General features: G+C 61.7%; 10 protein-coding genes. 5 read left to right on the top strand and 5 right to left on the bottom strand.

Annotated features, from left to right (window positions below; translation table 11 throughout):
- Positions 1 to 514 precede the first annotated feature (514 nt).
- Positions 515 to 2,953, bottom strand: coding sequence for a TonB-dependent receptor (locus tag E0486_RS00765; RefSeq protein ID WP_131850226.1), 2,439 nt, complete (start codon positions 2,951 to 2,953; stop codon positions 515 to 517).
- A gap of 180 nt (positions 2,954 to 3,133) precedes the next feature.
- Between E0486_RS00765 and E0486_RS00760 the strand changes: the two genes are divergently transcribed.
- Positions 3,134 to 3,979 (top strand): CPBP family intramembrane glutamic endopeptidase, encoded by an 846-nt coding sequence (locus E0486_RS00760; protein ID WP_131850225.1) that lies wholly within the window; start codon positions 3,134 to 3,136, stop codon positions 3,977 to 3,979.
- Here the strand turns inward: E0486_RS00760 and E0486_RS00755 are convergent.
- From E0486_RS00755 to E0486_RS00745, 3 genes are all read right to left on the bottom strand, one after another.
- A complete protein-coding gene (locus tag E0486_RS00755; protein ID WP_131850224.1) occupies positions 3,918 to 4,727 on the bottom strand; it encodes a hypothetical protein in 810 nt (269 codons plus the stop codon). The genes E0486_RS00760 and E0486_RS00755 overlap by 62 nt on opposite strands.
- Positions 4,728 to 4,737: 10 nt before the next feature.
- On the bottom strand, positions 4,738 to 5,496 hold the full coding sequence (locus E0486_RS00750; RefSeq protein WP_131850223.1) for a hypothetical protein: 759 nt from the start codon (positions 5,494 to 5,496) through the stop codon (positions 4,738 to 4,740).
- A gap of 312 nt (positions 5,497 to 5,808) precedes the next feature.
- The gene (locus tag E0486_RS00745; RefSeq protein WP_131850222.1) at positions 5,809 to 8,553 is read right to left on the bottom strand and encodes a PAS domain-containing protein; all 2,745 of its coding nucleotides are present in this window, start codon (positions 8,551 to 8,553) and stop codon (positions 5,809 to 5,811) included.
- Between the two features lie 125 nt (positions 8,554 to 8,678).
- Between E0486_RS00745 and E0486_RS00740 the strand changes: the two genes are divergently transcribed.
- Complete coding sequence (locus E0486_RS00740; protein ID WP_131850221.1) at positions 8,679 to 9,410, top strand: hypothetical protein; 732 nt, start codon at positions 8,679 to 8,681, stop codon at positions 9,408 to 9,410.
- Between the two features lie 170 nt (positions 9,411 to 9,580).
- Positions 9,581 to 10,009, top strand: a complete 429-nt coding sequence (locus E0486_RS00735) for a hypothetical protein (protein ID WP_131850220.1) — start codon at positions 9,581 to 9,583, stop codon at positions 10,007 to 10,009.
- A gap of 12 nt (positions 10,010 to 10,021) precedes the next feature.
- On the opposite strand, the gene E0486_RS00730 is transcribed toward E0486_RS00735, so the two are convergent.
- Complete coding sequence (locus tag E0486_RS00730; protein WP_131850219.1) at positions 10,022 to 10,975, bottom strand: aldo/keto reductase; 954 nt, start codon at positions 10,973 to 10,975, stop codon at positions 10,022 to 10,024.
- A gap of 417 nt (positions 10,976 to 11,392) precedes the next feature.
- Here E0486_RS00730 and E0486_RS00725 point away from each other — a divergent pair, with 417 nt between their 5' ends.
- Together E0486_RS00725 and E0486_RS00720 are read left to right on the top strand one after the other, a co-directional pair.
- Positions 11,393 to 11,758 carry a hypothetical protein gene (locus E0486_RS00725; protein WP_131850218.1) on the top strand — a complete coding sequence of 122 codons (366 nt, stop codon included), beginning with the start codon at positions 11,393 to 11,395 and terminating at the stop codon, positions 11,756 to 11,758.
- A gap of 544 nt (positions 11,759 to 12,302) precedes the next feature.
- Positions 12,303 to 14,048, top strand: coding sequence for a tetratricopeptide repeat protein (locus tag E0486_RS00720; protein ID WP_131850217.1), 1,746 nt, complete (start codon positions 12,303 to 12,305; stop codon positions 14,046 to 14,048).
- Positions 14,049 to 14,258: the final 210 nt, after the last annotated feature.

Genomic DNA, 14,258 nt, shown 5'->3' with positions numbered 1-14,258 from the left:
AGGTTTTGAAGGTTTTGGTGGTTTTGAAGGTTTGATGGTATGTAAAAGTATCGGGCCATTACGCCCCATACGCCGGCCCGGTTCATCCGGCAGGAGTATACACATCGTGTTTACTCCTACCCGTTTGCCAGCCCGGAGTACCCACAGCGTCTTTACTCCGCGCTACTCATCAGGAAGGCGTACCCACCTCAAGGATACTCCCACCTGTTCATCCGGCGGGAGTAACCACCAGGCGGATACGCCCACCCGCCCGTCAGCCAGGAGGACACACAATTAATTTACTCCCACCCGTTCAACCGGCGGCGGCAACCACGCTTTGTTTACGCCCACCCCAACATCCGCCACTGCGCGGCCGTCCCGGCGGGCCGGAAAAGAGAAAAGCCCCAGGAAAAGGGCTTTGTATTAAGGCTTTATAACACTTAAAAAAACACGCAAAGGAGGGAATTTCAGCTCTCAGATTTGTGATTTAGGATTCCGGAATCTGAAATCCGAGATCCTAGATCTGAAATTCGTTTTATCGTCCGCCGCCGGAACCACCCACGAGGTCGTCGTTGGTGACGCCTTTCTTCTTCGACACGTTCTCGGTCATCTTGCCGAAGTTCCAGGTGAGGCCGAGCGAGAAGCCCCGGTTGGGCAGCGTCGACACGTTCACGGTCTGGAAGTTCGGGTCGGTAGTCACCGTCTTATAGTCGCGGTCTTTCTGGAAGAAGTTCGCAATGCCTACCGACAGGTTGAACTTATCGTTCCATAATTTAATCCCCGTACCAATACCATACCACAGGTTTAACGCATAGGAGGTCTGGAAGGTTACTGCGCTCTTGTAATAACCGGCGTAGGTATAGCTGTAAATGCGCTTGTTCCAGTTGTAATTGCTGTTCAGGTTGGCGTTTCCGCCGAAGCCGCTCCGCTTCGTGCTGGCGTCGAGCTTGTTCTGCACCTGAGCCCAGCGCACGTTGCCGTTCACCGACAGGTTCCACTTCTCGCTGATCTTGGCGCTCACGTTGCCGCTCAGGTTCATGGCGAGTTCTTTACCCAGGTTGCCCGAGGTTGTGGTGGTCACACCGGTGGTCTTGTCGTTGCTGGCAAACTGCACGATCATGTTGTCGCTGTAGGTGCCGTTGAGGGTGAGCCCGAAGAAGGTGCCGCCCTTGCTCATGCGGGCGCCGAGCGAGAGGCTGTGAATGAGCTGCGGCTGCAGGTCGGGGTTGCCCATCGACACGTTGAAGGAGTCGTTGTTGTTGCGGAAGGGGTTCAGGTTCCAGATGTAGGGCCGCTGCAGGCGCTGGCTGAAGTTGAGCGTCAGGTTGGCGGCGCCCACCTTGCGGCTTACCTGGATGTTGGGCAGGAAGTTGTCGTAGGCCTGCAGCACGCGCGTGTCGCCGGAGGTGAAGTTGCCGTCCACGTCGGTGTGCTCGTAGCGGCCGCCGAGGCGGAAGTTTGTTTTCTTCCACTTGAAGCTCCAGGTGGCGTAGGCGCTGTACACCTCCTGGTCGTAGGCGAAGTTGTTCGTGTTGTACGGATTCACCTTGTAGGCGTCGGTGGGGTTGGCGCGGTCGAGGCTTTCAAACTCGGAGGTGGCGCGGCGCAGGATCGCCTTCAGGCCGCCTTCGATCTTGTGGCCGTTTGCCAGCGGGTGCACATAGTCGCTCTGCACGGTATACTGGCGGTTGAGGGCTTCGCTGTTGTTGAGCACGTAGCGGTCGGGAACAGCGCCCGGATTGTCGGTCACGGCGTCGTTGAAGGAGTTGCTGTTTCCGAACTCGCCGTTGAAGCGCAGGCTGAACTCCCGCTCTTTATTGCTGGAAAACTTGCGCACGTAATCGGCGCCGACGCTCTTTGTCGGGTACTCGTTGCGGGCAGTGAGGTTGTAAAAGGAGGGCGCGTCGGCCACGGAGCCTTTGTAGGTGGTGATGGATTGCTCCAGCGTGGTGATGTTGTGGCCGCCACTCACGTTGCCGTATACCGATAGGGTGTTGAGCGAGTCGATCTCGTAGTTCAGTTCGGCGTTGCCGAAGTTCCAGAAGTTGTTCATCGTGCGCTTGCCAAACAACTCGCGGCTCGTGTATTTGGCGTTGGGATCAAACAGCGTGGTGCTGTTGCGGTTGGTGCCGGGAATGTGGTCGGCGCCGTTCATACCGTAATAGAGCGTGAAGCCCAGCTTGCCGTACTTGGCGGAGAAGTTCGTGTTGGCGTTCCACCAGCCGGTGCTGGTATAATAGGTGTTCACCGAGCCGTTGTAGCCCACCACTTTCTTCTGGGTGATGATGTTGATGATGCCGCCCACGCCTTCCGCGTCGTACTTGGCCGACGGCGAGGTGATGACCTCGATCTTGGTAATGAGCGCGCCGGGGAAGCCTTTGAGTGCGTCCTTCACATTCTGCGCGAACATAGCCGTTTCGCGGCCGTTGAGCAGCACCTTGAAGTTCGTCTGCCCGTTGACGGTGATGTTGCCGTCGCCATCCACGCTCACAAAGGGCGTGCGGCGGAGGATGTCGATGGCGGTTTCGGTCTTGGCCACCGGGTCGTTGGCCACATTATAAGCGATCTTGTCGTCGCTGCTCTCGATGAGCGGCTTGCGCGACCTGATCACCACGCCAGCCATCTCCTTTGGCGCGGCGGCCAGGCCCATCGCTTCCAGTTCCCGCTTCTCGCCCTTGCCCAGGGTCAGCTCCACCTGGCGCTCCACGAAACCCGTGTGCGACACGATGAGGAGGTAGCGCCCGCTGTCGACGCCGGTTATGGTAAAGCGGCCCTTGTCGTTGGTGTAAGCGCTTTTGATCGGCTGGGCGGTATTCGCAGCGGCAAAGAGTTCGGCCGTGGCGTACTGCAGCGCCTTGCGGGCACCGCTGTCCTGCAGCGTGCCGGCGATGCTGCCGGATTGGGCAAAGCTGCCCAAGGTCAGGAGGAGGGCACACAGCAGGAGGGTGAGTTGGCGATTGGTTTTGTTCTTCATAAACCGGGGTTTCGGGTCTTATTGTTACGAAATCTGTCGTAAACCTGGCGAAAAGCCGCTGTGCCGCCATCCTAATTGTGTATGATTGGGAAGAATCGGGGATGAATTGGCGTTACATTATGACGAACGTTTTCGTAGACAGAATCTTGCCGGCACCTCTGAAAACAATATCTTCCACGTATGATTTCCTCTCCCCGTTTGGTCCGGCCGCTCTTATCCCACCCGCTCCTCCGTGCGCTGGCCTGCTGGACGGCATTCATCCTGTTGCTGTTCCTGATTACCGTGACCTTCGTGGCGCTGGTGGGCCGGCCCGACCGGATCGGGTACGGCCTCCTGGGCACACTTGCGGCGCTCACCGCCACGGCGATTTTCTACAGGCGCTCCTACTGGCGTTTGTATGGCCTCCTGCCCGGACGCCGCACCCTGGTGCATTTCGGTGCCGGGCTGTTGGGCGGATTGGCCCTCCTGGCCCTGATCGTATGGGTCATCTGCATCGCCAGCGGTGTACGCCTGGCAGCGACCGGCAGCTCCTGGGGCTGGCCCCAGGCGCTTGGCCTTTTCGGCTTTGTGCCCCTCGCCCTGATGGAGGAGCTCCCTTTCCGTGGCGCGCCCTTCCGCCATTTGGCGGCACGGACCGGGCTCCGCACCGCTCAATTTGCCGGGGCAATCGCTTTCGCGCTGTATCATATTGCCAATGGCTGGGGCATGGCGCAGTCGCTGCTCGGACCCTTTATCTGGGCTTTTGTTTTTGGCGTCGCCGCCTTCCGCAGCGGCGGCATCGCCGCCCCGACCGGCCTGCACGCCGGCGTCAACATCGGGCAAAGCCTGGTCGGCCTCGGTATGGGCGCAACCCAGCCGCTCTGGCGTTTCGCCGGGGCGGACGGCAGCTCCGAAGGCGCACTCGAAAAAACAACGCCGGCCGGCATTGCGCTCCAGGTGTTGCTGCTTGTGGCGGCGTTGGTCTTTACCGAGCGGCTGATCCGGAAGCGACGGTCCACGGCCGCTCCCCTGCCTCCCGGTCAGTAACCGGCACAGGTGCCTCATCAAAACCCGGACGCAGGAAGTCAAGCGCCTCCGGAAAGCGGCCCTTCAGGGCCCGCTCCGCCGCGCCCAGCGCGGCAAACAGGGGCAGGATGCGATCTTCATCGGGAAAGACCCGGTAAAGATCCGCCAGCGGGTCGCGCGCCTCCTGCAGTCCCAGCAAAGCCACCTTGACGAGGCCATCGGGCTGCAGGCCCCGCTCCTCTTCCGGGCGCAGCAACAGGCCGAAGGCCGTCCGCAAGCGGTCCTCTCCCACGTCCGACAGCCGCCGGAGTGCGTGCAGGTAGCCCGTCACGCGGCCGGCTTCGCGCATCAGCTCCTGCGGGGCGCAAAGTCCCAGCGCTGCGTGCTCCGCCGAGGTCCGGGCCCGCCCACGCCAGTAGTCCGTGTCTTCCAGCAGCGCGTATAAGCGGTCGCGGTATTCGGCAAAGGCAGCCCAGGCCGCTTCTTCGCCCAGCCGCGCATCGAAGGCTTCCTGCGTGCGCCGGGCATCGAGGAGTTCTTCTTCGGTGACGGGCCGCACCGTGAGTCCCTCCACCGCGTCGCGCGGGAAGTCGGGGTGGGCGGCGTAAAAGCCTTCCATCAGTTCCTTCCAGAATCCTTCGCTGTCGGGTTCGTGTTCGGTGGCGCCGAGGGCGGCCGTGCCCGCAAAGACGGCGCAGCGCGCCGTCAGCGGACAGCGTTCGCACCACTGGTTGCAATAGCAATAGATGTCGGAGATCCATTCAGGCATAAGAAAGGGTTTAAGCAGGTTCGTCAAAGCCCGGGCGGCGAAAGCGGCCGGCATCCGGGAAGTGGTCGCGGCCTTCTTTTTCGATCCGCTCGAGGGTCGCAAGAAGGTCAAGTACGGCATCCTCTTCACCTACGAGGCTGAGCAAAGTGGTGAGGGCAAGCCGCGAACGCTCCACCGCCAGCAGGGCGATCTTGGCCGAGCCGTTGGCGTCGCTTTGGGGCGCGCGCGCTTCGGCGCCGTCCTCCCAAAGTCCATGCAGCGCCCGCTGGAATTTGACCCCGATAAAATGCTGGTACCAGCCCAGCACGTGGCGGCAGTCGGCGAGTAGTTCCGTTTCGCGCAGGCCCTTGTCGACGGTCTTGATGCCCAGGGTCGTTTCACGGGTCAGCGCGGCGCCCTTTCGTTCCCAGAGATCGCTTTCGGTAAACAGTAGTTCTACGGCATCGGCATAGGCCCGGGCGGCCGTCAGCAGCGGCGTATCCTCGAGGCGCCGGTCGGTTTCTTCTCCCGGTTGCCGGTGTAGCACGAGTTCTCCCGGCGTGGGCTCTTCCAACACGATGCCCTGCCGGGCCGCGCCTTCCTCAAGGAGGTGCAGCGATTCCCTGAAGCGGTCGGACAGCATTTGCCAGAAAGCCTCGTTTTCAGGGTCGGCGGCTTCGGGCGGCAGGTCCTCGCTCATTTCAAAAACCGCGCAGCGGCTCGTTAACGGGCAGCGCTCGCACCAGCGATCGCAATAGTTGTGAATAAAGGGAATGTTGTTGCGGGCCACGTTCGGTACTTTGACTGCAAGCTAGAAAGTACGTCCGGCGGGGCCATGTGAAAATCCTCAGGAAAAAATGGGATTTTTCCCGGGAAGGAGACAAAGGGAAAGAAGGTTTTTCACCGCAAAGAGAAGAAGAGAAAAAGCGTTTCGCGAAGAGGATAGAAAGGTCCTGCCGCAGGCGGGGCGATTAATTCAAGAGACGCATATCATGCGTCTCTGCTTAGCGTACCACCTTATTTTCTTCTTTCCTTAGCGGTTCCGACCCTTCGTTCCTTTTAAATCTTTTACCTAGCCACATAAGGATTTCCGCCTGTCCGGTCAGTGCCGGATAGGAAGGGTAATGTAAAAGGTCGCGCCCTCATCTTTCTTTCCTTCCGCCCGGATCGTTCCGCCGTGGCGGTCCACGATCTTCTGGCAAAGGGCGAGGCCGAGGCCCGTGCCTTCGTAACGGTCTTTCGGGTTGAGGCGGGTGAAGGTCTTGAAGATCCTGGCGGCCTGTTCGGGCTCGAAGCCGATGCCGTTGTCGGAAACACGAATGACCACCTGGCCCGCTCCGTCTTCTTCGCTGCTGATACGGACCAGCGGCGCGCGGTCGCCGTCGGCGAACTTGAGTGCGTTGTTGATGATGTTGTAGAACAACTGGTAAAGCAGTGTCGGCAGTCCGTCCACCGTGGGCATTGGCCCGGCCTCGATGCGGGCACCGGTCTGCTCGATGGGCACTTCAAGGTCGGAGCGGATCTGCGCCAGCACCTCGCCGAGATCTACGGGCTCGAAGTGGCGCAATTCGCCTTCGTTGAGCGAGGAGTAGCGCAGCACGCCTTCGATCATCGTATACATGCGGCGCGCGGCGAGGCGGATCTTTTCGAGGTAGGTACGGGCCCGCTCGGGCAGCTGGTCGCCGAAGTCGTGGCTGAGGCGGCTTTCGAAGGTGGCGATCTTGCGCACGGGTTCCTTCAGGTCGTGCGAGGCCACGTGGGCAAACTGTTGCAGGTCTTCGTTGGAGCGCTGCAGGTCGCGGGTGCGTTCGGCCACGAGGCGCTCGAGGGTTTCGGCGGAGGTCTTCTGGTCGTGGATGTCGGTGCAGGTGCCGAACCAGCGCAGGATCGTTCCGTTTTCGTTGCGGATCGGGGTGGCGCGGGCCAGCAGCCAGCGGTATTGCCCGTCGGCGCGGCGCATGCGGTATTCGATCTCGTAATAGGCACCGGTGACCAGCGAATGCTGCCACACCTGCCAGGCGCGGGGCGCATCGTCGGGGTGCAGCACGAGGGCCCAGCCCTCGCCTTTCGTTTCCTCGTAGCTGAGCCCGGTGAATTCGTACCAGCGCTTGTTGAAAAAATCGTGGTAGCCTTCGGCGTCGGTAGCCCATACGATCTGGGGCATGAAGTCGGCCAGCAGGCTGAGCTGTTCCTCGCTGCGGCGAAGGGCTTCTTCGGTGCGGCGTTGCTCGCTGATATCGGTGTGCACGCCCACCCATTCGTAGATGCTGCCGTCGGTGTTCAGGATCGGGATCGCCTGCACGTGGAAGGTGCGGTACTGCCCGTCGGCGCGGCGTACCCGGTGCTCAAACACGAAGCGGCCCTTTGCTGCCACGGCCTCGTTCCAGGCGGTCACGGTGGGCGCCACATCGTCGGGGTGAAGGGCCGCGGTCCAGCCGAAGCCCTCGTATTCCGCCTGCGTTTGCCCGGTGAGTTTCGACCAGCCCGGCTGCGCGCCGAGCATCCTGCCGTCGGGACTGTTGGTCCACAGGATGCCCTGCACCGCCTCGATGGCGGCGCTGAAGCGTTGCTCGGATGCGCGGAGCGATTCCTCGGCTTCCTTTTTGGCCGTGATGTCCTGGATGGTGCCGCTGAAGCGGTAGGCCGTGCCGGCACCGGGGTCGAAATAGGCCTTGCCGATGGCGCGAACGTGGTTCACCCGTTTTGTTCCGGGGTGCACCACGCGGTATTCAATGTCGTAGTTGGCGTGAGCCGGGTCGGTAACGGTTTGCTGGATCGTGCTCACCACGCGCCCGCGGTCTTGGTCGTGGATGGCGGCGATGGCCAGCGACAGCTCTACGTTCTCCTCGTCGGGGGGCAGCCCGAAAAGCTCGCGGGTGCGGCGGTTGGAGCGGAGGCTGTTGTCGCGCGGGTCTACGTGCCAGTAGCCCAGGTCGGCGGCGGTGATGGCCGACTGCACTTCTTCTTCGGCAATGGCCTGTGCCCGCTTGGCCAGCACCTGCGCGGTGACGTCGTAGGCGAGCGACATGACGCCGGCGAGGGTGCCGTTGTTATCGTAGTAGGGGGCGAACTCGAAGTTGCAGTAAAACTGCTCCTCGGTGCCGTCGGGACGGTGAAACGATGCGGGCGTTTCGAAGCCCTGCACCGGCGCACCGCTACTATATACGCTGCGGAGCAGGTCGATGAACCGCTCGCTGGTGGCAGTGCGCACTTCGGCGAGGGGGCGTCCGATCACTTCGGGGCCGAGGCCCCAGATGCGCAGGGTGGCCGGGTTCGCTTCGGCGATGACGAGGTCGGGGCCCATGAAGATCGCCAGGGCGGCATTGACCTGGCTGATCAGGTTGCGGCTGCGGGCGATGGCTTCAGTGGTTTCCTTGCACACCACGAGCACTCCGTCGATGCTACCGGCGTCGCCGAATACCGGCGAGAGGCTCGAGGTCCAGTATACTTCTTCCACACGGTCGTTGCGCCGCGTCGGTGCGGGCAGGTCCTCGTAGTATACGGTTTCGCCGTGCAACACACGCTCCAGCATGGCCGCTACGGTGCTCCAGGCCTCGCCGTATACTTCGGCGCCGGGGCGGCCGAGGAGCCGCTCGTGCACTGCGCCCTCGCCGAGGGCGGGGCGGTAGGCATCGTTGTAAAAAACGCGCAGGTCGGGGCCCCAGAGTACGAGCATCGGGAAGGCGCTGTGCAGCAGGTTGCCAAGCGTAACCCGGAAGGCGGCAGGCCAGCGCCCGGGCGGGCCCAGTGGCGATTCGGACCAGGGAAAAGAGCCGAGCAGGCGGCCAACTTCACCGCTGCCAAAGAGGGTGGAAAGTTGTTGGGAAGCGATGGTGTCTTTCGGCATGGTATGGGGTGCGTGCGGCTCTGCAGCCCGAATGTACGGCGGGGACGCGTCCGCTCCGCTATCCCGGGCGGTTAGCGCCACTGTTCGCGATTTCGTATCTTACCGCCACAGCAAAACCTTCCGCCATGGATCCGGAACTGCACGAGCGGCTCGACAAGCTGGAGCGCCACCTCGCCGGCAAGAAAAAAGACCTCTGGGATAAGCTGGCCGTCATCGCGCCGCTGCTCCTTCCCGTAGCCCTAACGCTCGTAGGCTGGCACTTCACCAACGAACACAACCGCAACCAGCTGGAGCTGCAACGCAAGAGCCACGAGTCCGAGCTGCAGGTGGCCTACATCAACAGCTCGGTGGGCCAGAGCGAGCTGATCAAGGATTTCATGCAGCAACTCACCAACCCCGATACGGCGGTGCGCAACATCGCCATCGAGGCCGTGTTGTATGCCGCGCCCACGCCGGGCAAGCGGATCGTGGAGATCATCGCCCGCAACGAAGGCGCCGCCGGCTCGGCCACCGCCCGCAACGCGCTGCAGGCAAAACGCAGCGACCTCGTGGAAGCCCTCTTCGCCGCCGAGAACGCCTCCCGCCTGCAGGCCGCCACCGAGATCATGCAAAACTGGAGCGCCGACGAAGAGCTGCTCCACGTGCTGCTGGAACGCTCGGGCCGCTGCCTCTCCGACCACGGCGTGGCGCCCGACTGTGCCGACGGTATCTACCAGACCGTGTCGGTGCTCCCCTCTTTTACCCACCGGCTGCTGCAGGCGCACAAGCCCGAGCTGCAGGCCCTGCTGCGGCGCCTGCCCCGCAACAGCCCGCTGACGATGGGACAGGGCGCGGTGCTGGCGGGCAAGATCGAGTAGGGGAAATGATCAATGATGAATGAGTGCTGCGTGATCGGTAATCCGTAAGGAGCTGCCAAGACGCACAGCCGCTGCTCCTTCGCCCCGACGGCCGCACCGCCGTGCGCGTGCAGCAGCTGGAACGGGTGGAGATCGGGGCCTGATGCAAACCCGCTCCTTATCTTTAGGGCATGACGGCAAACAACGCCACGCGTGTGGAAGAAGACCTCAACATGCTGCTGCAATACCTGGTGGGATTCGGCTCGGAATTACTGGAGAAATACGGGGAGTTCTTTCCCGTGGGCGCCTATATCGACGTGAGTGGTGAGCTCGTGCCCCTGGCGGTGTACGATGGCGAAGAGAAACCCGACAGCGAAATGGTGATCGCGCAACTGCAGCAGGAATTTTACAACCGCGTGCAGGCGGGCAACGCCCTCGCCTGGGCTGTGGCCTTCGACGCACAGGTTGAGAGCGAGGAATACCCCAAGGGCACCGATGCGGTGGTGGCCAATACCTTCCATACTCTTGCCGAAAAACAACTGCAGTATACCTTTCCTTATGTATTGACGGAAGGCAATGCGGAGTTCGCCGAGGACTGGTGGTTCACGTACGTGGATTGACGCCCGTACTTATCAGCACGCACTCGCCCCGGTCAGCTGGCGCAGCGCTGCCTCGTCCAACTGTAGTTCTACGGACTGCAGGATCTCCTTTAGCTGTTCTTCTTCCGTGGCACTGGCAATGGGCGCCGTGATGCCGGGCTGCGCCATCGTCCACGCAAGGGCCACCGAGGTGAGCGAGGATTGGTAGCGCTCCGCCACGGCGTCGAGCGCCGCGAGGATGCGCAGGCCGCGCTCGTTGACGTACTTCTGCAGCACCGACCCGCCGCGCGCGCTCTTGTGCGCATCTTCGGGCTTGCGGTATTTGCCCGACAGGAAGCCGGAGGCAAGCGCATAGTAGGAAATCACACCGAGGCCCTCCGCCTGCACCAGCGGCGCGTATTCCTTTTCAAAGCGCTCGCGGTTATAGAGATTGTATTCGGGCTGAAAGGTCTCGTAGCGCGGGAGGCCATATTGCCCGCTGAACACCAGCGCTTCCCGCAGGCGCTCGCCGCTGAAGTTGGACGCGCCGATGGCCCGCACCTTGCCGGCTTCGATCAACTCCGCGAAGGCCTCGATCGGCTCACCCACCGACAGCGTTTCATCGTCCCAGTGCGCCTGGTACAGGTCGATGTGATCGGTTTGCAGGCGCCGCAGCGAATCCTCCACCGCTCGATGGATGTACTCCTTCTTCAGGCTCTTGCCGCCCTGGCCCATGTCGCCGCCCACCTTGGTGGCCAGCACGATGCGGTCGCGCTTGCCCGATTGCCGCAGCCAGCGGCCGATGATGGTCTCCGACTCGCCGCCGCTGTTACCGGGCTTCCAGGTGGAATACACGTCGGCGGTGTCGATAAGATTGAAACCGGCGTCGACGAAGGCGTCGAGGATGCGGAAGGATCGGGCCTCGTCGATGGTCCAGCCGAAAACGTTGGTGCCGAGCGCGATGGGCGCTACCGAGAAGGGCGATCGGCCAAGAGGGCGAAGGGTCATAGGTATAAGGGTTGAGGAAGGCAAGGTAGAACGAAAACAAGGGAGATTACCTGAGTAATTGAATACATGAGTACCTGATTTACGAGGCAGACGGCGCACGCAACGGACGGGTCATAGCTGGAACGGTTTTTTCGCCTCCCTCATCTTTCTGATAAAGCTTCCACGAAAAGGAATGCGGCACAGCAGTGAGACGCACACCTGGAAGACTGCCCCTCATAAATCTCTTTCAGCGTTTTCTGCGTTTTCCGCGTGCCCAAAACCAAATGCGCCAGCCCGGGAAGCTTCCCACACCAGAGCCTGGACAAAGCCCCATCCGAACGCCATGCATGAGCGAAAATGAACGGCGAAAATGGTACCTTAGAGAAAGACTTCTGCAAAGAGGCCGCAGGTATTCGTTCAGCACATAATCCGACACATATGAACCAGCAAGCTGACGTCAAACGAAACACCATTATCTCGGTCCTGAACCGGTTGCGCACGTTCAACCCGCAGGTGGGCCACTATGTGCGCAGCGCGCTGCATACCAACTTTTATTACGCCACCGAACTGGACAACGGCAGCATCGAGATCCCGGCCAACCTGGTCAACGACTATGAAGAAGACGCCGACTACATCACCGACGAACGCTACCGGTCGGCGGCGGCGCGGTTCATTCCCGACAAGCAACACGCAGCACCGTTGACGGATGAAGATCGTGCGCGGAAGAACCGGCCCAAAGAATACATCATCGTCGTCATACTCGCGGTGCTGGCCATCATCTTCATCCTGACGCTGATCCTGTAAAGGCAGCAGGATTTTCTTGTACGCGGAGAACGCTGAAGACGCGGAAGCTTGTTCGGGGGGGATGGCCTTCGATTACCAAAGCCGTACTATGTTGGAACACGTGTTTGCCGAAGTGTTCGCTAAAAGCAGGGCCAGCGTTCTGTGGTAGTATCAGTTAAATACGCGGAAAGAGAACGCCTCGGTGGGAGGCTTTCCGTGAATTAAATTTTTCCGCCTGTGTCGGAGTCTTTCCGCGTATTTACCGGAAACGTCAGCCTGCAGGGTGCTTCCTTATTTCTAGCGGCACTTCCACTAAAAGGAATGCGGCACAGCAGAGAGACGCGCACCTGTAAGACTATCCCACACAAACCTCTTTCAGTGTTTTCTGCGTTTTCCGCGTGCCCCCTTCTCGCGCGCCAGCCATCACGGTACTGCTGCCGGGCTTTAGCCCGCAACCGTTATGTGCAGGGAGGTTGGAAATGGTGTACCTTAAAGGAGGCGTTGCTCCCGCCTGGGGAAGAAGATCTGTGCCGCATCATTGAGGGCTTCCACAAAATTTTCTTTTATGAAAATGTTCCTCCTCCTGTTACTGGCCTTTTCCCTGCCCGCAGCCTGGGCCCTGATCCAGGTGCGCACGCCCTTTGAGTCGCAGCGACCCGCCTACGCCAACGAAGCCTACCGACAGCGCGTGGCCATCGGTTGCGGACCCACCGCCGCCGGGATCGACTTCACCGACAGCGCCAACCTCATTCCCCTGCTCCCCGGCTGGGGCGACTACCGGATGCCCGTTACGGCCCCCAACGACAGCGCGCGGATCTACTTCGAGCAAGGCATCAATATGTACTACGGCTTTCACATCATCGAAGCGCTGGCTTCCTTTGAAAAGTCGGTACGCTTCGACAGCAACTTTGCCATGGGGCACTGGGGCAAGGCGCTTGCCTATGGCCCCAACATCAACGACTTCGGCTACAGCGCGTCGCCGGATGCCCTTACGGCAATGCGGCGGGCCAAAGCCCTGGATGCTTCCTGCACGCCGGTGGAGCAGGCGCTCATCGACGCCATGCAGGTGCGCTATTCGCCCGATACCACGCAAGCGCGCGAACACCTGAACCAATTGTACGCCGATGCGATGAAGGACGTGCAGCGCCGCTTCCCGGCCAGCGCCGATGCGGCGGCCCTCTATGCCGACGCCCTGATGGTGCAGCACCCCTGGGACCTGTATACCCACACCTACGAACCGAAGCCCTGGACGCCCGAGATCGTGCAGACGCTCGAGCGCCTGCTGCGGCAATCGCCCGATCATCCCGGCGCGGCGCACTACTACGTGCACGCCGTGGAAGCGTCGGCGGAGCCCAAGCGAGCGTTTATCCAGGCGCTGCGGCTGCCCCACCTGATGCCGGGCGTGGCGCACGTGGTGCATATGCCCTCGCACATTTACATCCGCTCCGGTTATTACCGCAAGGGCGTCGTGGTGAACGAGAAAGCGGTGAAAAGCTATTACGCCTACGCAGCGGCTTTCCCGCTGGTAGCCAACAACGCGCCGCTGTACCTCGTGCACAACCTGCACATGCAGGCCACCTGCGCCAACATGGCCGGGCGTTACGGGGCCGCGCGGACCGCATCACTGGATTGCCGCCGCAGCTTCGACAGCAGCTGGCAAGGCCTCCCCGGCTACATGGGTATCTACGCGCAATACCTCTACCTAACGCCCTACCTGACACTTATCCGCTTCGGCAAGTGGGACAGCCTCCTGCATACGCCCGCGCCGCCCGCCGCCCATGTGTATGCGGGCCTGCTGTGGCACTACGGGCGCGGGCTGGCCTTTGCACGGAAGCACGACTTCGCAAAGGCCGGTGCGGAACTGGCCGCTGTACGGGAGGCTTTAGCCGCCGAACAGATGCGGGCACCGGCGCCTTCGTTTTCCAATGCCGGCGAAGTAGGCGGCACCGTGGCGCTGAAGATCCTGCAGGGGGTGCTGGCCGAGGAACAAAATGATTACCCGGAGGCGATCGCTTTCCTGGAAGAGGCGGTGGACCGCGAAGACCGCATGCAATACAACGAGCCCAAAGACTGGGTGCACCCGGCCCGCCACTACCTCGGCGCGGTGCTGCTCCAAGCCGGCAGGTGGACCGACGCGGAGCGGGTGTATCGTGAAGACCTCGCCATCAACCCCGCCAACGGCTGGTCGCTCACCGGGCTGGCCACCGCGCTGAACCGGCAGGGCAAGACCAAGGCCGCCGCCCGCGCCCGCCGGCAGGCGAAGGAAGCCTTTGCAGGAGCGGATGCGCCGATTTACACGTCGGCGCTGTAGGAACGATGCAGGCGGATGTGGGCAAACGGATGCCGAGGCCTGGGGGTCCGCGTGCCCTGATCGTGCGTCAGCCCACCTTGCGTTGCACCAATCTGAAAGATCGTGCGCCCGGATGCACAAAGCCTGCGCCTGCCTTCTGAATGCCTGCGCTCCATTTCTCAAAGTGTGCGCATGCATCCTGAATGCGTGCGCTTGATCCCTGAAAGCATG

This window comes from Flaviaesturariibacter aridisoli (assembly GCF_004343705.1).
Classification (GTDB): domain Bacteria; phylum Bacteroidota; class Bacteroidia; order Chitinophagales; family Chitinophagaceae; genus Flavisolibacter; species Flavisolibacter aridisoli.
Note: the sequence above shows the minus strand (reverse complement) of the source record. Positions and strands in the feature narration are given on the sequence as shown.